23 protein-coding genes and 1 other RNA gene are annotated in these 22,850 nt (G+C 46.8%); 9 read left to right on the forward strand and 15 right to left on the reverse strand.

Annotation, left to right across the window (positions count from 1 at the left end):
- The first annotated feature begins 5 nt into the window (after positions 1-5).
- Positions 6-365 carry a response regulator gene (locus Q1A41_RS18495; protein WP_299982120.1) on the forward strand — a complete coding sequence of 120 codons (360 nt, stop codon included), beginning with the start codon at positions 6-8 and terminating at the stop codon, positions 363-365.
- A 17-nt stretch (positions 366-382) separates the two neighbouring features.
- A complete protein-coding gene (locus Q1A41_RS18500) occupies positions 383-1,240 on the forward strand; it encodes a hypothetical protein (RefSeq protein ID WP_299982123.1) in 858 nt (285 codons plus the stop codon).
- Here Q1A41_RS18500 and Q1A41_RS18505 read toward each other — a convergent pair.
- From Q1A41_RS18505 to ssrA, 6 genes are all read right to left on the reverse strand, one after another.
- A complete protein-coding gene (locus Q1A41_RS18505; protein ID WP_299982125.1) occupies positions 1,237-2,508 on the reverse strand; it encodes a HAMP domain-containing protein in 1,272 nt (423 codons plus the stop codon). The genes Q1A41_RS18500 and Q1A41_RS18505 overlap by 4 nt on opposite strands.
- 163 nt (positions 2,509-2,671) lie before the next feature.
- Positions 2,672-3,364, reverse strand: a complete 693-nt coding sequence (locus tag Q1A41_RS18510; RefSeq protein ID WP_299982128.1) for a pirin family protein — start codon at positions 3,362-3,364, stop codon at positions 2,672-2,674.
- Between the two features lie 11 nt (positions 3,365-3,375).
- Positions 3,376-4,278 carry a LysR family transcriptional regulator gene (locus Q1A41_RS18515; protein ID WP_299982131.1) on the reverse strand — a complete coding sequence of 301 codons (903 nt, stop codon included), beginning with the start codon at positions 4,276-4,278 and terminating at the stop codon, positions 3,376-3,378.
- Positions 4,278-5,258 carry a glutathione S-transferase family protein gene (locus Q1A41_RS18520; protein WP_299982133.1) on the reverse strand — a complete coding sequence of 327 codons (981 nt, stop codon included), beginning with the start codon at positions 5,256-5,258 and terminating at the stop codon, positions 4,278-4,280. Before Q1A41_RS18520 ends, Q1A41_RS18515 begins: the two co-directional genes overlap by 1 nt.
- Positions 5,259-5,478: 220 nt before the next feature.
- Entirely contained in the window at positions 5,479-6,018 is a 540-nt protein-coding gene (locus tag Q1A41_RS18525; RefSeq protein ID WP_299982135.1) for a hypothetical protein, read from the reverse strand.
- Between the two features lie 243 nt (positions 6,019-6,261).
- Positions 6,262-6,652: a transfer-messenger RNA gene (ssrA, locus tag Q1A41_RS18530) on the reverse strand.
- Positions 6,653-6,853: 201 nt separating this feature from the next.
- Between ssrA and Q1A41_RS18535 the strand changes: the two genes are divergently transcribed.
- Positions 6,854-7,465, forward strand: a complete 612-nt coding sequence (locus Q1A41_RS18535) for a thiol:disulfide interchange protein DsbA/DsbL (RefSeq protein ID WP_299982138.1) — start codon at positions 6,854-6,856, stop codon at positions 7,463-7,465.
- A 101-nt stretch (positions 7,466-7,566) separates the two neighbouring features.
- On the opposite strand, the gene Q1A41_RS18540 is transcribed toward Q1A41_RS18535, so the two are convergent.
- The 3 genes from Q1A41_RS18540 to pomA are packed head-to-tail and all read right to left on the reverse strand — an operon-like array spanning position 7,567 to position 9,987.
- A complete protein-coding gene (locus tag Q1A41_RS18540; RefSeq protein WP_299982141.1) occupies positions 7,567-8,166 on the reverse strand; it encodes a PilZ domain-containing protein in 600 nt (199 codons plus the stop codon).
- A gap of 40 nt (positions 8,167-8,206) precedes the next feature.
- Positions 8,207-9,220, reverse strand: coding sequence for a MotB family protein (locus Q1A41_RS18545; RefSeq protein ID WP_299982144.1), 1,014 nt, complete (start codon positions 9,218-9,220; stop codon positions 8,207-8,209).
- A gap of 11 nt (positions 9,221-9,231) precedes the next feature.
- Positions 9,232-9,987: a flagellar motor protein PomA gene (gene pomA, locus Q1A41_RS18550; protein WP_299776239.1), complete on the reverse strand. Its 756-nt coding sequence runs from the start codon at positions 9,985-9,987 to the stop codon at positions 9,232-9,234.
- A gap of 261 nt (positions 9,988-10,248) precedes the next feature.
- On the opposite strand from pomA, the gene Q1A41_RS18555 reads away from it, so the two are divergent.
- The 5 genes from Q1A41_RS18555 (at position 10,249) to Q1A41_RS18575 (ending at position 15,326) form a co-directional block, all read left to right on the forward strand.
- Positions 10,249-10,494 (forward strand): exodeoxyribonuclease VII small subunit, encoded by a 246-nt coding sequence (locus Q1A41_RS18555; protein ID WP_299982146.1) that lies wholly within the window; start codon positions 10,249-10,251, stop codon positions 10,492-10,494.
- A 26-nt stretch (positions 10,495-10,520) separates the two neighbouring features.
- Entirely contained in the window at positions 10,521-11,414 is an 894-nt protein-coding gene (ispA, locus tag Q1A41_RS18560; RefSeq protein WP_299982149.1) for a (2E,6E)-farnesyl diphosphate synthase, read from the forward strand.
- A 160-nt stretch (positions 11,415-11,574) separates the two neighbouring features.
- Positions 11,575-13,524, forward strand: a complete 1,950-nt coding sequence (dxs, locus tag Q1A41_RS18565; RefSeq protein WP_299982152.1) for a 1-deoxy-D-xylulose-5-phosphate synthase — start codon at positions 11,575-11,577, stop codon at positions 13,522-13,524.
- A gap of 57 nt (positions 13,525-13,581) precedes the next feature.
- Positions 13,582-14,418 (forward strand): hypothetical protein, encoded by an 837-nt coding sequence (locus Q1A41_RS18570; protein ID WP_299982155.1) that lies wholly within the window; start codon positions 13,582-13,584, stop codon positions 14,416-14,418.
- Positions 14,415-15,326: an ABC transporter ATP-binding protein gene (locus Q1A41_RS18575; protein WP_299982158.1), complete on the forward strand. Its 912-nt coding sequence runs from the start codon at positions 14,415-14,417 to the stop codon at positions 15,324-15,326. Before Q1A41_RS18570 ends, Q1A41_RS18575 begins: the two co-directional genes overlap by 4 nt.
- Positions 15,327-15,434: 108 nt before the next feature.
- On the opposite strand, the gene Q1A41_RS18580 is transcribed toward Q1A41_RS18575, so the two are convergent.
- Together Q1A41_RS18580 and Q1A41_RS18585 are read right to left on the reverse strand one after the other, a co-directional pair.
- Positions 15,435-15,986 carry a winged helix DNA-binding protein gene (locus Q1A41_RS18580; protein WP_299982161.1) on the reverse strand — a complete coding sequence of 184 codons (552 nt, stop codon included), beginning with the start codon at positions 15,984-15,986 and terminating at the stop codon, positions 15,435-15,437.
- Positions 15,987-16,121: 135 nt separating this feature from the next.
- Positions 16,122-17,234 carry an LLM class flavin-dependent oxidoreductase gene (locus Q1A41_RS18585; RefSeq protein ID WP_299982164.1) on the reverse strand — a complete coding sequence of 371 codons (1,113 nt, stop codon included), beginning with the start codon at positions 17,232-17,234 and terminating at the stop codon, positions 16,122-16,124.
- A gap of 329 nt (positions 17,235-17,563) precedes the next feature.
- Between Q1A41_RS18585 and Q1A41_RS18590 the strand changes: the two genes are divergently transcribed.
- Positions 17,564-18,814: a DUF819 family protein gene (locus tag Q1A41_RS18590; RefSeq protein ID WP_299982167.1), complete on the forward strand. Its 1,251-nt coding sequence runs from the start codon at positions 17,564-17,566 to the stop codon at positions 18,812-18,814.
- A 55-nt stretch (positions 18,815-18,869) separates the two neighbouring features.
- Here Q1A41_RS18590 and Q1A41_RS18595 read toward each other — a convergent pair whose 3' ends face one another.
- The 4 genes from Q1A41_RS18595 to rpsD form a co-directional block, all read right to left on the reverse strand.
- Entirely contained in the window at positions 18,870-20,489 is a 1,620-nt protein-coding gene (locus tag Q1A41_RS18595; protein WP_299982170.1) for a methyl-accepting chemotaxis protein, read from the reverse strand.
- A gap of 221 nt (positions 20,490-20,710) precedes the next feature.
- Positions 20,711-21,097 (reverse strand): 50S ribosomal protein L17, encoded by a 387-nt coding sequence (gene rplQ, locus Q1A41_RS18600; protein ID WP_299982173.1) that lies wholly within the window; start codon positions 21,095-21,097, stop codon positions 20,711-20,713.
- 107 nt (positions 21,098-21,204) lie between these two features.
- Positions 21,205-22,194, reverse strand: coding sequence for a DNA-directed RNA polymerase subunit alpha (gene rpoA / locus Q1A41_RS18605; protein ID WP_166843513.1), 990 nt, complete (start codon positions 22,192-22,194; stop codon positions 21,205-21,207).
- Positions 22,195-22,216: 22 nt separating this feature from the next.
- On the reverse strand, positions 22,217-22,837 hold the full coding sequence (gene rpsD, locus Q1A41_RS18610) for a 30S ribosomal protein S4 (protein ID WP_299776250.1): 621 nt from the start codon (positions 22,835-22,837) through the stop codon (positions 22,217-22,219).
- Positions 22,838-22,850: the final 13 nt, after the last annotated feature.

The raw sequence follows: 22,850 nt of genomic DNA on the forward strand, positions 1-22,850 counted from the left end.
TAACTATGACTAATAACAAGGTGCTTATCTGCGACGATTCGCGATCAATTCGCCTGATGACCAAACGCCTACTACAAGGGCATGGCTACCAAGTAGTTGGTGAAGCAAGCAATGGTACAGAAGCAACTGAAGCTTTTAAAACACATAACCCAGACTTGGTTCTATTGGACCTCGTAATGCCTGAAACGGATGGCAAAACGGCTCTGCGACAAATTGTCAAACACAACCCCTCAGCTAAGGTAGTCATATTAAGCTCGCTGGGCTCAGAGTCTGACGTCGAAGAGTGCTTACGCAGTGGAGCTTCATCATATATCCAAAAGCCTTTTGAAGAAGATATTTTACTTAGCACATTGAACGAACTGTAATACAGCAGGAGAGAATAATGGCGACTAAGTTTTTCGGTCAGTTTTTGTTGGAACACCGCTTAATCAACAAAGATCAGCTTTTAGAAGCATTGACCTATCAAAGAGCAAATAACCCTCTGCTGGGTGAAATAGCTGTCGAGCATGGATTTCTTAGTTTAGAGCAGGCTAGAAAAGTCAACCAACGCCAGCAGGCCGAAGACGCACGCTTTGGCGATATTGCCGTAAGTATGAAGTTTATAAGTGTCGAGCAATTGCAACAACTAATCAGCTTACAGAAACAAGGCCGTAAATTTTTTGGCGAAGTGCTTGTGGAGCTGGGGCATTTGAGTAGCGAGCGGCTACGAGAGCAGCTAGAGGCCCACCATAACGAACAAACTTTGGCGCTCGCACAAATTCAATCCGCCATCAAACAACATGGCAACACATACAATATTAATGCGCTGGCGGGGATCGCATGCCGGCTAAGCCAACGTGCACTGGCAACACAAGCTCATTTTCAAGGCTTGGTTTCAATAGACGAACTACCTTATGCTTCTGAAGAATACTTCTTAAGCAGCATTACTATAGAAAGTGTTCGAGATCTTACTATTACTCTTGGCTGCAAAGAACAGCTTATGACTGACATTGCTTGTCGGCTGATAAAAATCCCAAGCGATGAAGTCGATAGCGAGCTGGCCTGGGATGCTAGCGGAGAGTTCTTAAACCTAATTGCGGGTTATTTCGCAAAGGAAACTATTCCCGACGACTGTAGCTATAAAGCCAAGCCGCCAGTTTTTAGCCAAGATATTTCTAGCCTGAATACAATATTCGAGCAAGTTTCTATTTTGCGTGTTGAGACTGACATTGGCAGTCTGGCCATCTGCCTGAGCTCTTAAACTGCTCGCTCGAGCTCATTGACCAAGGTGCGTTGAGATATTAGCGGAGTTAACTTCATCAATAACTCACCCCGCTTACCCTCTAGCAAGCCTTGCTGTTTGCTAGCCAGTAAGAGCATGCCTCTGCGTTGGCCCGGCTCTCCAAGAGGGACACCTAGAATAGAATGCGCATGAGTATTACGCATGAGCTCACGCATCAAGCGGCTATCTTTGATTTTTACCGCAAAACTATCGATGTCCTTTTCGGCCCAAAGTCGCTTCGCGATAATATGTCTTGCAATAAATTCAGCTAAATTGCCATCTTCTATGGTTGCTGTTTTTGCAAACCAACGCTTCATGCTGCTGGCAGGGCTTGCCGCCTGCAAGCGCAATTCTGCTTCCTGTAAAGAAATAATCCCTACCCAATCAACATTAAAATAGTCACCACAAATATCGAGAACGGCATCCACTGTCTGCTGCTCACTGGCACCTTCTTCAAGCTGATCCAGTAGCTTAAGAATAAGATCGATTCGAATTGACAGTGAATTAAACGCTGTTGTTACTTCAGAAACTTCATCTTTACCCTTGGCTTCCAATTGCAAACCAAAATTACCCTCTGCTACTTTATTGGTTGTTTCGGCCAAACGCTTAACGGGCTTAACTACTGCCATAAAAAACCAAAAGCTGAAAATCAAGCTAGCGACAATTACGGCCAATGCCAAGCTCAAAGCGAACTGCTGCTGCTTCACTTGACGCTCCTGATTATACTGCTCCGCTTTTTCAACCAACACTTGCGCTAGCGTTGTTAAGCCCGGCCCTTGCTCGCGAATTTTCTGTGTCGCCCACTCGAGCCTAGGCTCTTCCTTATTATCACCAATAGCCTCGTTGTAACTTCGAGTAAAGCTGGCCAAAGCTAGCTGCCATTGCTGATGACTTTGAGCCAGCCCCTTTGTACTAAGCTGTAAAATAAGAGAACCTCCATCGATATCCGCCAAACGTTCACCCAAATGCAAATCATCTTGTTGCAGCGAACTGACGGCAGCTTCAAACTCTTTGTAATACAAAGCTACATCACGAAAATACGATTGATAATCTCTGGGCGCATTCGCCCCATAGGAGGCGGCTTTGGCCTCTAGGGTTTTAATATCGCGCTCTAGAGTCTCTGCAGAAGAAAGCAACAAGGTAGACTGTTGCTCTAAACGAGCACTCTGATTATGAAAGATTAGATTAAGCAGGGCGATCAATATTAGCAATGCACTAAACATGGCCGTTTTTGCAGCAAGCTTCATGGGCTTCTCCAGCATTTTTATGTGTGCAAATGCTAAAAGCCATCTCTTCTTGAATTATCACAAATCTGTGACGGCAAGCTCATTAGTTTGTTAAAGCTTTATACCGACCAATTGAAAACAAAGCCACAGCGCTATTTCAGACAAGTTCAACGGTAACTTTTACTCACGGTATAGGTAGATCGAACAGTAACGCTTGGCAAGGTTTATTTATAGCCTCCAGCGAAAAGCCTTCGTCTGATATAGCAATAGCATCCCCCGCTTTTAGAAATTCACCAGCCAAGCTGGCCGATCCCGCAATCAAGTGAACATAGTAAGCTCGCCCTGCGGTTTGATGGCTCCACTTCTCGCCGGTTTTTAGACGTAGCATTTTAAGCTCTACATCTTGTTTTACTTTTAATGAGCCGTCTTGACCACTAGGGCTAAGCAAGAGCTCTTCAGTTAAATGTTGCTGTAGGCTTTTTTGTTGGTAAGTTGGCTGTCCACCAAGGCTATTGGGCTCTATCCAGATCTGCAAAAAGCGTAAGCGCTCCTTTTGGGAGTGGTTATATTCAGAATGGCGTATGCCGCGACCTGCACTCATTAACTGAATATCACCGGCTGGTAAAATAAAGCTATTACCCTCGCTATCTCGGTGCTCCATCGCTCCTTCTACAACATAGGATAGAATCTCCATATCTTGGTGGCCATGAGCACCAAAGCCTGCCCCAGCAATGACCAGATCATCATTTAAAACTCGCAAATAGGAGAAGCCCATAAACTTTGGGTCATAATAGTTTGCAAAAGAAAAAGAATGTCGACTTTTCAGCCAGCCATAATTAGCTGTGCCTCTTTGTGAACCTCGACGAATGTACCTCATACCGCCCTCAACTACGCCAATTCAGTATTACTTAGATCAAAACTACACATACGTAGGGCGCCCATAAATTCCCTGGCAGCAGGGCCAAGCTTGTCACGATCTTGATAATTCAAATAAAAACTCTGACTGCGCCTTGCGCCCTCTGCCAAGGGGATCAATTTTAGCTCGCCACTTTGCAACAAGCTGGAGACCGCGGGTAGTGGCAGCCAAGCAAAGCCCATACCTTGTTGCAACAACGCTATGGAAGCCTGCATATGGCTCACCGTCCAGCGCTGCTCGGCACCTAGCCAACCCACATCGACACTTTGATGCTCGGCTGAATCTCGCACCACAATTTGACGATGGGATTTAATGTTTTCATAACTGAGCTCTGCACCATTTGAAAACAATGCATGCAGATTATGCGCGACCGCGACAAATTCGATATTACAAATTTCTTCGTTCAAACCCTCGGGCATAGACAGGGGCGAAAGCGCTATATCTACTCGTGCTGCTGCGGTTAATTCATTGGCGCCTGAAAGCGCTGTCTCTATGATATCTATGCGCAACTGGGGGTAGATAAGCGAAACCTGGTCTAGTGCCTTGTAGAGTAGGCCTTTCGGGAAGGCGCTATCGACTGCCAGCCTTAACTCTGTTTCGACTCCCGCCTGAAGCGATTTGGCTACGGCCTCTATGCGTGCGCTCTCTTCCAATAGATATTCCGCACGCCTTAGCATCAGGCGCCCAGCTTCGGTCAAAAGAGAGCGACGCCCCACAACGGTTAGCAATTTGATACCCAGAGACTCTTCTAATTTATTTACCGCATGGTGAATCGTCGACTGGCTTTTATGTACAACGAGCGCTGCCTGATTAAAACCGCCAGCATCCGCGACGGATTTAAACATCCGCCATTGCTCAAGAGTTGCTTTTTGCATTAATCAAAACGCCCTCTATCGTGTGAACAGGAGTAATCAATATCTGGGCCTGCAGGAACAACGCGGCTAGGGTTGATCATATCGTGGCTGTAATAATAGTGCCGTTTGATATGATAAAAATCGACAGTCTCGGCTATTCCAGGCCACTGATATAGTTCGCGCACATAATTGCTGATATTTGGGAAATCTTCTAAGCGCTGACGATTACATTTGAAGTGGCCATGGTATACCGCATCAAAACGAATCAGTGTTGTAAATAATCGCCAATCCGCCTCGCTAATTTTTTTACCCACTAAATATCGCTGCGTGGATAGAATTTCTTCTACTCTATCCAAAGCAGAGAATAGACGGTCGTAAGACTCTTGGTAGGCTTTTTGAGAGGTAGCAAAGCCGCTACGATATACGCCATTGTTAATATCTTGGTATACCCAACTATTAACCTCATCAATTTCGGCGGCAAGTTCTTTCGGATAATAGTCATCTTGATTACCGCTTAACTCATTAAAGGCCGAGTTAAACATGCGGATAATTTCAGAGGATTCATTGCTGACTACCGAACCTGTTAATTTATCCCACAATAGCGGCACAGTGACTCGGCCACTGTAATCTGACTTATTACGGGTGTAGATCTCATGCAGATGTGTTGCGCCAAATAAGTCGTCGCCGCTACTACCTTCAGCTTCATTGAAGCTCCAGCCCTGACCCAACATATCGGGACTAACAACTGAGACAGAGACGTATTTCTCAAGGTTTTTAAGCTTTCTAAAGATCAAAGTACGGTGTGCCCAAGGGCAGGCTAAGGAGACATACAGATGATAACGGCCAGCTTCAGCTTTAAAACCCAATGCTCCATTGGGGCCCTCTTGGCCATCAGCAGTAATCCAATTCCTTAGCTGAGCCTCTTCACGTTGAAAGTGGCCATCGTTACCCTCGGTGTCATACCAGCGGTCGTGCCACTGTCCTTCGATTAGTAGGCCCATTGCCTTGCTCCTGTTGTTTAAAAAGCCTTTGATGGAGGTTTAAGTTAGGAGAAAGCTTAATGTTCTAAAGGGTGTATGAATAACGGAATTTATTGAAAGATTTGTTCTATGGATTCGAATGATTGGTTTTTGGGGTTGGGAGGAGTGTTTGAATCGTGCATGAATCTGGGGTCAGAACCCATGGGTTCTGACCCCGACGGTGGTGGGGTTTTTGTGATACTTACCTTAACTTTCGCATTCTATCTGATTCATAAAACGCATCTCTACGATCATCATAGCTCCCCGTTAACTGGCCTTGCGCGTCGCAAAACTGGTCTGCCTGAAAATCTAAAAATTCCATGTACTCTCGATAGGAACCAAAGGGCACAGGGGAGAATGTTTCAGCGTAGCGCTTTTTATCCCACTGCACCTGCATATATTCCAATTGACGAAATTGAATTGCCATACAGCTTAGAGCACAAACAATAATTGCGCTATTTACAAACACTGAAAAATACTTGTCAGAGACGAGATTATAGATAGCCCGCATTAGCTCTATAGCTGACAAACCGGCTATTAAAAAGAAAGATAAGAAGGTAAGTCCCAAAGGGGAATAAACACCATGACCATAGTTTAACCAATAGCTATTAAACAACTTACAGCTGTCGGTAACAATCATATAGATCAATTGCCACTGATAGATAAAGAAAACTATCACAAGGACTGACACTATGAGCCATGTATGACTTTCGTCTTTGCGAATGTGGGGCTTTCTCTTCATCACAGTTCCTTGTGGGAAGTACAGGCTGACAGTTATATCACAGTGTTTAGTGTTGTTTAAGGTTCGAGGACTGTGGCGGGATTGGATTCGCGCTCCTGCGCTCACCCCTGCGGGGTTGCGGCTGGGCGCCGCAATCCAAAATCGCTCCGGGCGATTTTGTGAACCCGGGCGTGGTCATTCACCCACCGGCTCCACCAATACCAAAAAGGCCCATCCCCTTGCGGGGATGGGCCTTTTTGGTATTGGTGGAGCCGGCGGGATTTGAACCCGCGTCCGTCAGCACTCCGCCTTAGGGTCTACATGTTTAGTTCCGCCTGTTAATTTAGCGCCTTACAGCCCGGCGGGCGTGACGTAATTTGCGATCTCAGTTAAGTGTTTAGCAGCGCCACCCTGAGCAAATATTGCTGCGATCCTATTCTGAATGACAGTCAATAACGCGGTATAGGCACCTTGTTAAGGACCGCTAGGGGCGTACCCCTAGGTGGTACAGCAAAAAGCTACTTACGCAGCTAGTTGAGCACCGTAGTTGTCATCATTGGCAACTAATAATGTGCAGCTTTGGATTAACGTGATTGGCTACCATCACGACATGCACCTAAGGTTTTGTCACCGGCGTCGAATCCTAATCGGCCCCGGAGTTTCAAGCTTTGGCAGCTGCCAGACCTGAAACCCTCGCAATGCGAACCGCGATTATAGCCTAAAACACGGAACTATTTCACCTAAGATCTTCTAAGTTCTCATTAAAGAAAGTCTAAGCTTGCGCCTGCTTTCAGGCTTTGGCTAAACGGTATACACTTTGGCCTTTTATTGAGACCTATAGATCTTGGAGATAAGTATGAAGCGTTTTACCGCTCTTTTAGCCGGCCTGACACTGGCGCTGTTTAGCTTGCTGGCAAGCGCCCAGACTAAGTTTCAGGAGCATAAACACTATGAGGACGTCGCTCCACAGATTTCAGCTAAAGGCCTTCCTAAATCTGTAGCGGGCTTCTTCTGGTATGGCTGCGGCCACTGTTATGCCTTTGAGCCCACCTTAGAAAGCTGGCTAGAGCACAAGCCTGCCGATATCGCCTTTACCCGCATACCGGCCGTTTTAGGTCGCAATTGGATCCCCCATGCTCAAGCTTTCTATGCCACTGAGCAATTGGGCATTAGCGATAAGACTCACCAAGCACTATTTGATGCTATTCATAAAGATCGCAAGAAGCTGTTTGCGCCAACAGATATTGCCGAGTTTTTAGCAGAGGTTAGCGGTGAAGATGCCGCCAAGATTTTGGTGCATATGAATGCCCAAGATACCCATAAGTCCATTGCTGACTCGATCGATACAGCGCAGAAATATCGCCTACGTGGCGTGCCATCTATTCTGGTTGGCGGCAAATACTTGGTTGACCCAGGCGCGGTTGGCCAAGACTTAGGGGCGGTTATTGACTTCCTATTAAGTCAATAGGCAACAGCTTGAAGCCATAAAAAAACCGGAGCATGCTCCGGTTTTTTTATGGCTAGTGTTTATAGCGTTTCACTGTACTGCGCGGTTATTATTGGTGCATATTAATCTTCCTGCACATCACCCGCTACTTCAATACGGGTATCTTGCCTAGCCTCTCTCAACTGATCACCTTGGCGGCGCACAATATGTTGAATCAAGATTTCTTGGTCATGCTCACTCATATTGGCAAAATCCATACGAATGTAGAATTTTTGTTTTTCTTCATCCATTCCACATGATACGACGCTGGCATAGCACTGCACCAAATGATTGCCGGGTTTTAATGACATTTCTAAACTAATCGTCGCACCTTCTGGTATCGACTCATCGGTGAATAGAGCCATACCACAAGCACTGATATTAACTTCATGAACTTTATAAGCAACGCGGCGAACCAAGCGGCTATCCAGTTCAAGCTGATTGATTACCGCGCTTAATTTGGCGTTTAAGGTTTCCATCAGCTCTGCAACCAAGGGGTCGCGAGTCTGCAATTGGCCACATAGATTAGCTATTTTATTATCGTATGAAGCGATCAAATTCATCGAGTCGACAGGCTTAATCTCTCCATCTAACTGATCAGCCAGCTCTTCATCGCTCAGTAGGCGATAGGCAACACCTATGCTGTCGTCAATACGAAAAAAACGGCGGCGTTCATGGCTCATAGTGTCTTCCAGTCATTGCAGTGGCAATGCCACGGCTGATTTAAAATATTTCGTTTGGTTTTAACTCAAACTGATAATTTGGTGGCTCTAAATCTAGGTTGCGTAACAAGTCCTGCCCTTCCTGATTTTGCAGAAGCTTCTTATCTTCTTCGTTCAGCTCATCATCTAAGCCTTGGCTGATCATGATCTCTACCCGTCGATTTTTGGCTCGGTTTTTACGATTGGTATTTTCTACCAAGGGCTTCGTTGCCGCATAACCTGCCACTTCGAAACGATTTTCTGCCACCCGCTTGCCCACCATTAATGCATGAGCAACCGACACTGCCCGCGCCGTGGACAGCTCCCAATTCGATCTAAATCGTTTAGTACGAATTGGTAAATCATCAGTATGGCCTTGCACCTGTACTTTACCCGCTTGCTTTGCCAGCACCGCCGAGACCTCTTCTAACACCTGGAAATATTTCTCGGTTAAGGTAGCCGAGCCAGATTTAAAAGAGCCTTTTTCACGAATTCGTATAATAATTTTTCGCCCAATAGTCTCAATTTCAATTTCACCAGTGACAATTTGTGCCTGCAAAGCCTGCGCTAAGACAGCCGCATCACGCTCGGTTTCTTTCACCAGCTCTTCGAGCTTTTCCTCAAGCCTTTCTTGCAGCTCTTTGTCGCTGGCCTTCTCGACACCAGCTTCTAAATTCTCTTCACCTTTTTCGATGTCGAACTCATTAGCCTGATCGAACTCCAAACTGGATTGGGTAATATCTTCCGTCTTTTGCCAGATCTCATTGATCGGTGTTGGCTCTGGAATAGCTGGGCTAAATTCACGTGCAATAATACTGGTACCCTTTGGCGGATCTGTCACAGCCAATTTGGTTTGCACGCCAAAAGCCTGCGAGAGAGAACCCGCTAAACGCTTAAATTTTTGTGCGTCCATCTCCGAGAATGACAATAGCAATACGAAGAAACACATCAATAGAGACATCAAGTCCGCGAAGGTCCCCATCCACGGGGGGAGGCCTTCGACGCAATCACAACTTTGCTCTTCTTCATCACTCATCTGTCAGCCCTCTACTCAGATGCTTCGCGCTGGCCTTCCGGCAAATAGGTGCGCAGCATTGATTCAATAACACGAGGGTTTTGCCCACCTTGAATGGCCAGCAAAGCATCGATCACTAAACTTTTGATCATCGCTTCTTCGGCGGCGCGCAATTTGAGTTTGTCAGCCATTGGCTCACAGAAGGCGTTCGCCATAACCGCACCGTAAAGTGTGGTCAAAAGTGCTACCGCCATTGCCGGACCAATCGATTTGGGATCATCCATATTTGCCAACATCGCCACCAGACCAATCAGGGTTCCGATCATCCCCATCGCAGGAGCCATACTGGACATAGACATCATGATGTTAGAGCCGATCTTATGGCGCTCTTCAGCAAGCTTTTTATCATTGCTCAGCAGCTGCTTCACCACATCGGCATCATGACCATCCACCAAGAGCTGAATGCCCTTTTGCAAAAAGTCACTGCTCACTTCTTTGCCTTCAAGTGACAGCAAGCCGCCTTTGCGCGCTGCATCTGCCAGCTCAACAATTTCATCAATTAAAGGGCCAGGCTGCTCGAGTTTATTGGTCATACCTTTACCAATAATCTTGCCCACTCCCAAAAACTGGCCGAGGCCAAATTTGGCCATCACCGCAAAAATACTACCGCCGACTACGATTACCAGCGATGGTATGTTCACAAACATACCTAAGTCGCCACTCATTAGCATGGTGACGATGATAAGACCAAAGGCGCCGATAATACCGACTATGGTTGCTAAATCCACAGATTGCTCCTTAGCGTGCACTCATCATGAGGAATGAGTGGTTTATAGGTTTCGCTATGGCTTATATCGGCCATTCCCAAGACAAGTTAACCCCTTATCTTTAAAATGTAGTACAGCCAGCAACTTAAGCCCGTAATTTGGCACCTGCTTTCACATTGGCACGATATTAGGGCAGCCAACTTTTTGCGGCTAAAGGTGCATTGACCAAGCTCCTAGCCTCAGGTAGGGTGGCGCCATTCTTTTCTTAGCCTTGAGTGCACTATGACAAAAGAGAAAAAACCGAGTTTTGAGACCTCTCTAGCCGAGCTAGAATCTCTGGTAGAGGCCATGGAAGCTGGTGATATGAGCCTAGAGGACTCTCTTGCTGCCTTTGAAAACGGCGTGAAACTAACCCGTCAATGTCAGCAAGAGCTCAGCGCTGCCGAACAAAAGGTTGAGCTATTAATGGAACAGCAAGGTCAGCTATTGAGCCAGCCCTTTGACACTCAGGATGCCGGCGAGAGCTGATCCACCATTAAAAGGTAAGTACCTCTGTGAGTTTCGATTTTTCCGCCTATGTACAGCAGTGTCGAGAGCGCGCTGATTTAGCCATTAGCCAAGCGCTAAGCCGTGCAAATTGCCCGCAAGCTACACTGCTCGCAGCTATGCAATACAGTGCAACTAATGGTGGTAAAAGAGTGCGGCCTTTGTTGGTAATGGCCGGCGCCGAGGCCTGCGGCAACAGCCAGAATCCTACTGTAGATAGCGCCGCAGCGGCCATCGAAATGATGCACGCCTACAGCTTGATTCATGACGATCTACCAGCAATGGATGACGATAAGCTGCGACGCGGCTTGCCAACCTGTCACATCGCCTTCGATGAAGCCACCGCCATTTTGGCCGGTGATGCTCTGCAAACCCAAGCTTTTAGCGAGCTAAGCAACACCCCCAACTGCCCTGATAGAATCAAACTAAGATTAGTTCAGGAATTGGCTTATGCCTCTGGTGCTGCAGGCATGGTAGCAGGCCAAGCCATTGATTTGGCATCGGTTAATCAACGCATTAGCCTTGCGCAGCTGGAGCAGATGCACCAACTAAAAACTGGACGCATTATTAGAGCTGCCATCCGCATGGGAGCTATCGCCTCTGGCAATAGCAACGTAGCCCAGCTGCAAGCTCTGGATGACTATTCAGACGCCATCGGCCTAGCTTTTCAGGTACAGGATGACATTTTAGACGTCACCGCTGATACCGACACCCTTGGCAAGCAACAAGGCGCAGACGAACAGCTCAACAAACCCACCTATGTATCGCTGCTAGGACTGGCAGCAGCCCAAGCCAAGGCCGAGCAGCTACGCCAAGACGCCCAGCAGGCCTTAGCGGGTTTTGGCCCCGAAGCTCAGGCCTTGCGCGCTTTGGCCGACTATATCGTCGAAAGATCACATTAATCGTCTAATAATAGGTCTGCTTATCCGCCAGTTCTTTGCGTTGGCGGGCCGGGCCGAATACAATGGGCGATCCTCCGCGCCAGCTCAAATACAGCATGGCCGTGACAACCCTGATAGCTTGATGATGTGGTTGCCTTGCAACCTAGAGACCTTGTACTGAATGTTTAAAGAAATCCCCCTAGAGCGGCCATCGACGCCCCTATTGGATAGCATCGATTCACCAGCACAATTACGTGAACTGGAAGAAGAACAGCTGCCAGAATTAGCGCGCCAATTGCGTGAATTTCTGCTGTTCAGCGTGGGGAAAACCGGCGGGCACTTTGGCGCTGGCCTAGGTGTGGTAGAGCTTACTATTGCGCTGCACTACATTTATCAAACCCCGGATGACCGTCTAGTTTGGGATGTAGGGCATCAAACCTACCCCCATAAGATTCTTACTGGACGACGCGAAGAAATGCAAAGCATTCGTCAGCTCGACGGCTTAGCAGGCTTTCCAAAGCGCGAAGAAAGTGAATTCGACACCTTTGGCGTGGGCCATTCAAGCACCTCCATTAGTGCCGCCTTAGGCATGGCGTTGGGTGCCGAGCAAGAAGCTATTCAGCAAGAGCAAGCCCCCGAGCAACGCCGCAAAGCTGTGGCAATTATCGGCGATGGCGCAATGACGGCAGGCATGGCTTTTGAAGCCTTAAACCACGCCGCCCACACTGAAACTGATATGTTGGTCGTTCTGAACGATAACAATATGTCGATCAGCAAAAATGTCGGCGGCTTAGCCACTTACTTCTCAAGAATTTGGGCCAGCAAAACCTATAACCAAATGCGCGAAGGTAGCAAAAAAGTGCTGAGCGCTATCCCGCAAGCCTGGGAATTTGCTCGCCGTACCGAAGAACATATGAAGGGCATGGTTTCGCCAGGCACTTTATTTGAAGAACTAGGCTTTAACTATATCGGCCCAATTGATGGCCACGACCTGCCTCGCCTTGTCCACGATTTAAGAAATTTGCGGGATATCAAAGGCCCTAAGCTGCTTCATATCGTAACCCAAAAAGGTAAAGGTTTTAGCCCTGCCGAAGAAGATCCAGTTGGCTATCACGCGCTCAATAAAATTGAAGCGCCCAATAGCGCACCGGTAACAGCTGTGCCAAAACCACCCAAATACCAGGATGTGTTTGGTGCTTGGTTATGCGACCAAGCTGCCGCGGATAAACGATTAATCGGCATTACCCCAGCAATGTGTGAAGGCTCTGGCATGGTGAAATTTGCCGAGCAATACAGTGAACGGTTTCACGATGTTGCTATTGCCGAGCAACACGCGGTCACACTAGCAGCCGGCATGGCCTGTGAAGGACAAAAACCGGTAGTCGCTATTTATTCGACCTTTTTGCAACGCGCCTACGATCAATTAATTCACGACGTCGCTTTGCAAAACCTTGATGTTACCTTTGCCATTGACCGAGCCGGGCTAGTTGGTGAAGACGGCCCTACCCATGCAGGCAGTTTTGACCTTACCTTTATGCGCTGCATTCCCAATATGATTATCGCGGCACCTTCCGACGAGGATGAATGTCGCAAGTTGTTGAGCACCGCTTATCAATACAATGGCCCATCTGCTGTTCGATACCCTCGTGGCAACGGTGTTGGCGTCAGTATTGAAGAAAACCTTGATACGGTCATTATCGGTAAGGGCAAGCAGTTAAGCCAAAGCAAAAACAATCGCATTGCCATTTTAAACTTCGGTACACGCTTGCAAGCGGCGAAAGAAGCCACGGCCGCAGTTGATGCCAGCCTATGCGATATGCGCTGGGTAAAACCAATCGATGAAGAGCTAATTCTAAAAATTGCCAGCAGCCATCAGCTGCTCGTCACTATTGAAGAAAACGCTATCGCCGGTGGCGCTGGTAGTGCTGTCAGCGAATTTTTAAATAGCCAAGGTATTTGCTTGCCGATATTACAACTGGGGCTGGATGATCGCTATGTAGATCACGGTAAACCACAGCAATTGCTAGAAAAAGAACAACTAGACGCTAAAGGTATCCAGCAGGCCATTGAAAAACGCTGGTCAGAACTTAGCGCTGCGCAACAGGATAGCAAACCGCGCAATTTAGCCTAGCAAAATTCGTTGACTGCAGGCTTACGACACAATAAGAATCAAGAATAAGGATACACCTTGAATAATCTGCATGCCCCGCCAAGCTTTGGCCGGGCTTCTCTACTTCATGCCAGTTATGATTTAAAAAGAAACTTTAGCAGTTTTAAATGGCTTTTGTTTGGTGGCAGCTTCCTTATCGCCTGGGGCCTCGTACTGCGCTACGTTATTCTGGCAAGCACACGCCTGATAGAAAGCGGTGAAGAAAGCGGTATCAGCCTCTTGATTCTAGATAAACTTCAATTGCTGCAACGCTTTGATTGGCCAAGTTATGAATTAGCAATTTGCTGGTATCTGCTTGAGCTGTGTTTACCATTATTGGTAATGCTGCTTAGCGCTGACTTATTAATCCAAGACCGCCAAACTAGACGCTTACGCTTTTGGCAAGCCCGCAGCCATCGATTAAGTGTTGTGCTTGGCCGCTGCTTGACCAAAGCTGCGATACTCGCCGGTATTCTCGCTATCGCCATTTTTAGCACCCTGGCACTTAGCTTAAGCCGTCAAAGCGGCGGCTTTGAAGCTAGCCTCGGCGGCGCAATCGTGATGTGGCTATTATTATTTTTTCTGGGACTGCCCTATATTGCGTTAATGAGCTTGAGCAGTATTTTTGCATCTAGCCCTATTCGTTCATTACTGCTCGCATTTATTGGGTTGGTTATTGTAGGCTGGTTATTCTCTTCACTCGCAAACAGCTTTGCACCATTTGCCCTTGTAGATAATTTATTACCTGGCTCTCACAGTCAATTATTAGAACAGTGCTCCGCCAGCGAGTGCCTACCGGCAATTGGCCTGCCGATCCTGCAAAGCAGCTGGGTATTAGTTTTGGCTCTTTGGTTATGGAAGAGGCAAGACATATGAGCTTATTGGAATGTCAAAATCTAAGCAAAAGCTTCGGTACTGTTGAGGCTTTAAAATCGACGAATTTGCACTTGGATAAAGGCAGCCCAATTGCCTTAATCGGGCCCAATGGCGCGGGTAAAACCACTTTTTTTAGCCTGCTTTGTAACTACATACAAGCTAGCAGTGGTGACATTAAATTACTCGGAGAGCCCATCGACAGCCCTAAGATTCAAGGCCGAATCGGCAGCCTGCCACAAGATGCCCAATTAGATAGAGAGCTAAGCATTGTGCAACAGCTTAGCTTTCTGGCGCGCCTGCAAGGCTTTAGTAGCGCTGCTGCAACACAAGAGGCCTTAAGAGTTCTAGGCCTTGTTGATCTGGCGGAATCAGCGGATAAAAAACCTCAGCAGTTAAGCCACGGCATGAATAAGCGCGTGCTATTTGCGCAGGCATTAATTGGCGATCCAGAGTTGGTATTACTTGACGAACCAACTGCAGGTGTTGACCCAAACAACGCACGTTTAATTCGCAATATTATCGAGCAGCAGTCGCACAAGCAGACATTTATTATCAGCTCGCATAATATCGCCGAGCTAGAAAAACTCTGCCAACGCGTGCTGTATATTGAACAAGGGGTTTTACAAGAGCACCAAAACCATCAAAGCGATACTGGCAGTAGCGCAGTTATTGACATCGAGCTCTGCCAAGAACAAGCCGAGCAACTACATCAACAACTTAGCCGTCTTCCTTCTTTTCAGCGCGCAGACAGCCGCAATCCAAGGCATCTTTTGATTCGCTACGACGCTAAGGAAAAGGGTTTCGATCGCCAGCTGCTGGATTTGTTAGCCCACTCAGGCATTGAATACCAACAGCTTAAAAAGGGGCTTAGCCTGGAGGATCAATTATTTTCTGAAAGCAACTCTTGATTAAACTAGCTCGGCAGGCATAGACCCAGACATAAAAAAAACAGCTTAAGGCGTTCTGGCTAAACTCCATGAACACATTAAGCTGTTTTTTATTTTCCAAATTACGTCTTAGCTACCTTTGTGAGACGCCGCCACACATGCAGCTTGATCGTACATACCCACCATTAAATTAAGGGCTTGAGTTGCGCCATTTAACTTGCCTTCAAACTCAGCGATTGAGCCTGTCAAGCTAAGCAATAACTCTTGGCGATACTTAGCATAGCGATCAGTAACCTGCATCCCCACTTCCGTCACCTGATAGGTAACACCTTTTTTACTGTCACCTTTGGCTTTTTCAATCAAACCTGCTTTGCTCATTTTGCGCAAACTGTACTGCAGGTTCGACAGATCATCACGGTTTAACAAGCGAGCTAAATCAGAAATACTTTTTGGACGATCGTGCATACGAATCATATGTAGCAGAGCGTTATCCGTACCACTAAAGTTTCCTTCTATACAACAGGCTAAACAGTCCGACTGCCAGCGCTCGAAGGCTTCGGATATCCGAAACAAGGCGAACTCCAACTCAGTTAGAGCGACTTCATGGGTATCCGTTGCCAAGTGCCATTTTTTATCTAGAATTTCGTTGTTATCTTGGCTAGTTACATTGTTATTGTTCATTGGCTTCCTTGGTGTTAAAACTTCACCCCTAGAATAACCAAAAAGCACAACAGAGGCACCCGCTGTTGTGCTTTTTTGTTCACCAATTAGCCTTTTATAAAAAGGCTAATTAACTAAGCTAAGACAAAAGACGCTTTAGCTGTCAGTAGTGACCGGCATACGGATACCCTTGCGCTCCAAACGCGGAACAACTTCTTGAATGAAATACGGCATCTCTTTAACGTAATCCACAAAGCCCAAAACACTGCCGCCGAATCCAGCATTGTGAAGCGATTCTAAGCCATCGGCTACGGTATCTGGATCACCTACTAGCGGGAAGCCGCCGTGGCCCGTAGCCATTGCTTGTTTCATTTGTAAAATTTGATCTTTCGGGAAAGATTCAGCATTCTCAAACATGATGCGGGTGATATTATCTACCGCAGCCCAATCGGCATTTTCTTCAGCGTAGTAGCGATGATACTCTTCAGCCTCTTTTTGTGTAGGGCGACAAACAGAGAACGACAAGGTTAGCACTCCCACGTCACGACCAACGTTCTTTCCAGCTGCTTTGATATCTTTAATATCCTGTGTGGTTTTTTCAAGATCCATCGCTGGGGTAAATAGAAAATCAGCATTATTGACAGCAAAATCACGCCCTTGGGCGGAGCCCGCCGCATTAAAAATAGGCACATTGTTTTGTACCGGGTGCGGCAACGAGTAAGTCTGCTTTAGCTTGTGCCAAGCACCGTCATAATCAAATGCATCATTTTCTTTCCATAGACGCTTCACAATATCAAACCACTCTTGGCCATAGGCGTAGCGCGTCTCATGGTCATCTGGCAGCTCTTGACCTAAAGCCTCATACTCAGGACGATTCCAGCCGCACACCACATTCAGGCCCGCACGACCGCCACCGATATGATCCATAGTGGCAATCTGCTTAGCCAATACCACCGGATGATTGCAGGAAGTGTGAATCGTAGAAAATACGTGAATGTTTTTGGTGTGAGCTAACAAAGCAGTTGCCCAGGTGATGGTTTCCAAAACATTGCCATGGAAGTTGGTGTCGCCACCGTAGCCAATCCAGCGAGCGATAGGCAGCAAGAAATCAAAACCCGCTTCATCGGCCATCTTAGCCATCTGCAGATTGTTCTCCCAACTGTTATCCCAACGCTCGGGCACCTTGGTGACCGCCAAACCGCCTGAACAGTTTGCAGAGAAGGTGCCTAGCTTAAAGTGGTCGCGATGAAAGTAGTGGTTTGTGCTCATGATTCACCTCATTATTTTTATCTGGCGTTAATTTAAGTTTAATTTAACCTTTAAATTAATACCTTACAAGTAAATCAATGTATTTTTTGTAGATTTAAGAATCAGTTTTAGCTGGGGCACACACTGTGTAGGGCTTATCAATAGTAAGTACCAACAAACCAACTGAACACTCCTTATTTACTGGGATTAGAGGTCATCCGGACGACCAATACTCCTGTAAAAGGAGGCAAAGGCGTAGTCTTTCGTTTAGTAATACAGAGCTTTTGAAGCCGCTAAGCGGGTTCAAACTACTACAACAAAAAGGCTCCATCGAGAGCTGAGGAATAACTATGAATTCAACCGGCCCACTGATTACCAATGATGCCGTTAGCTTCGGCCTGCTAGCGTTGATCCTTGCCTTAATCATGCATACTGCCAACAATGCCGGCCCGAGATGGAAGCGTTTTTATAGCATCGTTCCAATGCTGTTGATTTGCTATCTGATTCCCTCGCTGCTGAACACGTTCGGCATTATTTCCTCTAAGGGCTCTGGTCTTTGGACCATCGCAAAAAACTATTTCCTGCCTGCTGCCCTAGTCTTGATGACCCTAAGTATCGACTTAAAGGCCATTATGCGACTTGGCGATAAAGCCATTATTATGTTTCTAGTGGGCACCGTGGGCATCGTAATCGGTGGCCCGCTGGCTATATTAATAATGTCTGCCTTTAGCCCGGAAACAGTTGGGGGCGTCGGCCCGGAGGCGGTTTGGAGAGGCCTTGCAACACTTGCCGGTAGCTGGATTGGCGGCGGTGCTAACCAAGCCGCGATGCTAGAGCTATACCAATATAACCCAGCCAATTATTCGGCCATGGTTACTGTCGATATTATCGTTGCCAATATTTGGATGGCCTTTCTACTTTGGGGGGCGGGTAACAACGCTAAAGTTGATCGCTGGCTTGGAGCGGATACCACTGCTATTGATGACGTGAAGCGTCGCTTAGAAGAGTATCACGGCCGCGAAAAGCTGGAGCTAGACCTACCTAGGCTAACTGCCATCTTCGCCATTGCTTTTGGAACCGTCGGCCTCTGTCATCTACTTGGTGATGTACTAGCGCCTTTCTTTAAAGCCATTCCTGCGACCTCCGATAGCATTCTAGCCAATCACTTTTTCTGGATTGTCATCGTCTCAACCACCATGGGGCTAGGGCTCAGCTTTACACGCTTTAATAAACTCGAAGGCGCGGGTGCTTCTAAGTTTGGCAGCTTGTTTATTTATCTGTTGGTGGTGATCATCGGCACTAAAATGGATGTTATGAAAATTGTCGAACAACCAGGATTGATACTTGTAGGTATCATTTGGATGAGCATTCACTCTGGACTTCTAATCATCGTTGCTAAGATGATACGCGCTCCTTTCTTTTTCTTAGCCGTTGGTAGTAAAGCGAACGTTGGGGGTGCCGCTTCAGCACCCATTATTGCAGCCGCCTTTCACCCCTCACTAGCGCCAGTAGGTGTTTTACTTGCCGTACTGGGTTATGCGCTTGGAACTTACGGCGCTATGCTTTGCGCCTGGCTAATGTCGCTAGCGGCGCCGGTTTAGCTTTTAAAGTTAAAACGAGTAGATCAATCGCCCTCTTTAAAGAGGGCGATTTGCTTTAGGAGTGGCGGTAGGTGCTTAGCTGCTCTGATAAACCTAAGGAAATCTCTGAAACCACTTCACTGGCCTTTGATGAACCCTCAGCTAAACCAGCGGTTTGCAGACTAAGATCAGACAGCTTTGCAGCCTGAGCACTCAACGATTTAGATAAATCAATCTGCTGTTTAGAGCTGCTTGAAATACCCCCGCTTTGCGCTGCAATCAAAGTAATTGCCTGAAGAATTTGCTCAATAATTTCGCCGGTAGCTTCAGCTTGTTCAACACTTTTGCTGGCTGCCTGCACACTGTCACCTAAGGAATTCGAAACTTCATGGCTGCTGGCTTGTATGGCCTCCACCATGGCTTGAATTTCATTTGTCGAACTGGCCGTCCGTTGCGCTAGCTGCCTAACCTCATCAGCCACCACAGCAAAGCCTCGACCTTGATCTCCTGCTCGAGCCGCCTCAATGGCAGCATTTAACGCTAACAAATTTGTCTGCTCTGCAATTTCACTGATAACTGAGAGCACACCACCAATGGCTTCGCTACTACTGGATAGTTTTGCCATATCATTGGAGGAACGCTGTACGATACTTGCGAGCTGGTTTATGGCATCGATCGTCTTAGCTAAGCGCTCCGACCCAATCGCCGCTGCATCTGTTGCAGCCTTAGTTTCTTCGTTGCTAGCTTGAGCTGTATTTAGAACATCTTGCCCTGCCTTGAAAACACTATCGACAGACTGCTGGACGCCAAGAAGCTCTTGGTTCTGAAGCTCCACTTGAACATCAACTTTCTTTGCACCATTAACTAAATCACCGGCAGAATCCTGCAACTGCTTCGTTATAGGGCGCAGCGAAGCTAACAACTGATCCAAGACACCAATCATTTGATTCACGTCTTGCCCCAATTCGCCAACTTCACATTTTGAAGTCACTGCAACACGGCCCGAAAAATCCATACTCTGAATGATCCCCGCCACGGACGCGCGAATACTTTCCAGTGGCCGTAATATACTACGGCTAAGCCATAGGCTTAGCGCCAATTGAAAAATAGTAAGTACAGATAATAAAATTAAAATTTGATTGGTAGTATCCGCGAGCCGTTGATCAGCGGCAATTTGCTCGGCCTTAGCCAGTTGCGTTTGCTGCTCTATTAGCTGATCGAGAGATTCAAACAACGGCTGCAATCCAGGATACATTTTCATGTCTACAAACTGGCCGAGCTCGTATGTAGATTTAGACTGTATTTTTGATTCAAGCTCCTTGATGGTCGATAACGATTGCTCAACCGCCGGAGCAATCTCAGAAAGAAGCTTTTCTTCTTCAGAGGTCAGAGAACGCTCGCTGAATTTATCCCAAAGTTCTCTAATATGCTGATCGGCTTTCAGTATTGTTTTCTCACCCTCACCCCAAAAAATCATCTGCGCACGAAGCTGGTGAGCGGTGTCACTAATCTCATGACTATAAACTCGCGAAAGCTCCTCTAGAATCCAAACGGGCTCTAGACGCTGCTGGCTGAGACTTTTTGCAAATGAGACTTCAGAGCGTATCTTAGTCCAAGCCATAAACGATACAAAGATACATACACCAATAGACATTGTGACTAGAATTCCAAGCCTATGGCTAATACGCAAAGTCATGTTTGCCTCCTTGGCAATAGCTGCGGTACCCATTCAAGTGTCGGCGATAGTCTCAATTAGTAAACAGTGTCATAAAAATTTAATCTAACTGACCAAATTTGATTATTTAACCATTGATTATGCAATTTAATTTAAAAGGCAAAACTCCAAATTCATAAAATTTAGGCGTAAAAAAACCGGCATTCTCAATGAGATATGCCGGTTTCTTTAGAAACGTTTGCTTACTCTTCTTCAGCAGCCGCTTCAACTTGAGGGCGATCTACCAACTCAACGTAGGCCATTGGGGCCTTATCGCCAGTACGGAAACCACACTTCAAGATACGTAGGTAACCACCTGGACGATCCTGATAACGAGGACCTAATACAGAAAATAGTTTACCTACAGCTTCTTTGTTACGTAGACGGTCGAAAGCTAAACGACGGTTAGCTACACTGTCTTCCTTGGCCAAAGTGATCAAAGGCTCAGCGTGACGACGCAGTTCCTTCGCTTTAGGCAAGGTTGTTTTAATCAACTCATGCTCAACCAATGAAGAAACCATGTTCTTGAACATAGCCTTACGGTGTGAGCTGTTGCGATTCAGTTGACGGCCACTATGACGATGACGCATGACTCTAAATCCTTCATTTGGGCCTTCAATTTACATCGAAGGCGCTATTAACGTTGGCATTGGCTGGGCCAAATGCCAACCATATTACTTTAAGCGTTGAATTTGGCTTAGTCGTCAGCACGTAGGCTGGCTGGTGGCCAATTCTCCAAGCGCATACCCAAAGACAAACCGCGAGAAGCTAGGATGTCTTTAATTTCGGTAAGCGACTTCTTACCCAGGTTCGGCGTCTTCAACAACTCTACTTCGGTGCGCTGAATCAGGTCACCAATGTAGTAGATGTTCTCAGCTTTCAAGCAGTTAGCAGAGCGAACAGTTAGTTCTAAGTCGTCCACAGGACGCAATAGAACTGGATCGATCTCTTCTTCTTTCTGCTCTGGCTCAGCTTCTTTCTCGCCTTCAAGGTCGACAAATACGGCTAGCTGCTGCTGCAGAATAGTAGCTGCACGACGAATCGCTTCTTCTGGGTCAATAGTACCGTTGGTTTCTAAATCCAAAACCAGCTTATCCAGATCAGTACGCTGCTCAACACGTGCACTCTCTACAGAGTACGCCAAGCGACGAACTGGGCTGAAAGAAGCATCCAGCTGCAAACGGCCAATAGCGCGAGTTTCCTCGTCATCACTACGACGTGCATCAGCAGGCTGGTAACCACGGCCGCGAGCAACACTTAACTTCATGCTCAACTCAACGTCGCCAGTGATATTAGCGATAACGTGGTCTGGGTTTTTGATCTCTACTTCATGATCAACTTGGATATCACCAGCAGTAACTACGCCTGGGCCTTTTTTGCTCAGGGTCAAAACCGCTTGATCTTTACCGTGCATAACCACGGCAACACCTTTTAGGTTCAACAGGATTTCGATAACGTCTTCCTGAATACCTTCAATTGCACTGTACTCGTGCAATACACCGTCGATTTCAACTTCAGTGACAGCACAACCTGGCATTGAAGACAACAAAATACGACGTAGGGCGTTGCCAAGGGTATGACCAAAACCACGCTCTAAAGGCTCTAATACAACCTTGGCGCGAGTTGGGCCGGTGTCGGTAACATCAATGTGACGCGGGGTCAAAAATTCGTTTACAGCACTCTGCATAGCCATACCTTAGGTTAGTCCGTTACTTGGAGTAAAGTTCAACAATTAGGTTCTCGTTGATCTCTGCAGGTAAATCTGCACGATCTGGAACGCGCTTGAAAGTGCCTTCCTTCTTGTCCGAGTTTACGTCAACCCACTCTACTTCAGAGCGCTGAGCAGCAATTGCCAATGCATTCTGAATACGTAGCTGAGTTTTAGACTTTTCACGAACAGCAACAACGTCACCTTCTTTCACTTGGTAAGAAGCAATGTTTACTACTTGACCGTTAACAGTGATTGACTTGTGAGATACCAACTGACGAGATTCAGCGCGAGTAGCACCGTAACCCATGCGGTATACAACATTGTCTAAACGAGATTCCAACAGCTTAAGCAGGTTTTCACCAGTAGCACCCTTACGACGGGCTGCTTCTTTGTAATAACCGCGGAACTGCTTTTCTAGTACGCCGTAAATGCGACGAACTTTTTGCTTTTCACGCAACTGAACACCGTAGTCAGATAGACGACCACGACGAGCACCGTGTACACCAGGTGCGGTTTCAGCTTTACATTTTGAATCTAATGGGCGAGCGCCAGACTTAAGGAACAAATCAGTTCCTTCGCGGCGAGCCAATTTACAAGTTGGTCCGATATAACGTGCCATCTTCTTTAAGCCC

Source organism: uncultured Pseudoteredinibacter sp. (genome assembly GCF_947502065.1).
Classification (GTDB): Bacteria; Pseudomonadota; Gammaproteobacteria; order Pseudomonadales; family Cellvibrionaceae; genus Pseudoteredinibacter.

Excerpts from the sequence above, each read along its gene's own strand:
- Q1A41_RS18495 (WP_299982120.1), top strand. The coding sequence starts at position 6 with ATGACTAATAACAAGGTGCTTATCTGCGACGATTCGCGATCAATTCGC.
- Q1A41_RS18500 (WP_299982123.1), top strand. The coding sequence starts at position 383 with ATGGCGACTAAGTTTTTCGGTCAGTTTTTGTTGGAACACCGCTTAATC.
- Q1A41_RS18505 (WP_299982125.1), bottom strand. The coding sequence starts at position 2,508 with ATGAAGCTTGCTGCAAAAACGGCCATGTTTAGTGCATTGCTAATATTG.
- Q1A41_RS18510 (WP_299982128.1), bottom strand. The coding sequence starts at position 3,364 with ATGAGGTACATTCGTCGAGGTTCACAAAGAGGCACAGCTAATTATGGC.
- Q1A41_RS18515 (WP_299982131.1), bottom strand. The coding sequence starts at position 4,278 with ATGCAAAAAGCAACTCTTGAGCAATGGCGGATGTTTAAATCCGTCGCG.
- Q1A41_RS18520 (WP_299982133.1), bottom strand. The coding sequence starts at position 5,258 with ATGGGCCTACTAATCGAAGGACAGTGGCACGACCGCTGGTATGACACC.
- Q1A41_RS18525 (WP_299982135.1), bottom strand. The coding sequence starts at position 6,018 with ATGAAGAGAAAGCCCCACATTCGCAAAGACGAAAGTCATACATGGCTC.
- Q1A41_RS18535 (WP_299982138.1), top strand. The coding sequence starts at position 6,854 with ATGAAGCGTTTTACCGCTCTTTTAGCCGGCCTGACACTGGCGCTGTTT.
- Q1A41_RS18540 (WP_299982141.1), bottom strand. The coding sequence starts at position 8,166 with ATGAGCCATGAACGCCGCCGTTTTTTTCGTATTGACGACAGCATAGGT.
- Q1A41_RS18545 (WP_299982144.1), bottom strand. The coding sequence starts at position 9,220 with ATGAGTGATGAAGAAGAGCAAAGTTGTGATTGCGTCGAAGGCCTCCCC.
- Q1A41_RS18555 (WP_299982146.1), top strand. The coding sequence starts at position 10,249 with ATGACAAAAGAGAAAAAACCGAGTTTTGAGACCTCTCTAGCCGAGCTA.
- dxs (WP_299982152.1), top strand. The coding sequence starts at position 11,575 with ATGTTTAAAGAAATCCCCCTAGAGCGGCCATCGACGCCCCTATTGGAT.
- Q1A41_RS18575 (WP_299982158.1), top strand. The coding sequence starts at position 14,415 with ATGAGCTTATTGGAATGTCAAAATCTAAGCAAAAGCTTCGGTACTGTT.
- Q1A41_RS18580 (WP_299982161.1), bottom strand. The coding sequence starts at position 15,986 with ATGAACAATAACAATGTAACTAGCCAAGATAACAACGAAATTCTAGAT.
- Q1A41_RS18585 (WP_299982164.1), bottom strand. The coding sequence starts at position 17,234 with ATGAGCACAAACCACTACTTTCATCGCGACCACTTTAAGCTAGGCACC.
- Q1A41_RS18590 (WP_299982167.1), top strand. The coding sequence starts at position 17,564 with ATGAATTCAACCGGCCCACTGATTACCAATGATGCCGTTAGCTTCGGC.
- Q1A41_RS18595 (WP_299982170.1), bottom strand. The coding sequence starts at position 20,489 with ATGACTTTGCGTATTAGCCATAGGCTTGGAATTCTAGTCACAATGTCT.
- rplQ (WP_299982173.1), bottom strand. The coding sequence starts at position 21,097 with ATGCGTCATCGTCATAGTGGCCGTCAACTGAATCGCAACAGCTCACAC.
- rpoA (WP_166843513.1), bottom strand. The coding sequence starts at position 22,194 with ATGCAGAGTGCTGTAAACGAATTTTTGACCCCGCGTCACATTGATGTT.
- rpsD (WP_299776250.1), bottom strand. The coding sequence starts at position 22,837 with ATGGCACGTTATATCGGACCAACTTGTAAATTGGCTCGCCGCGAAGGA.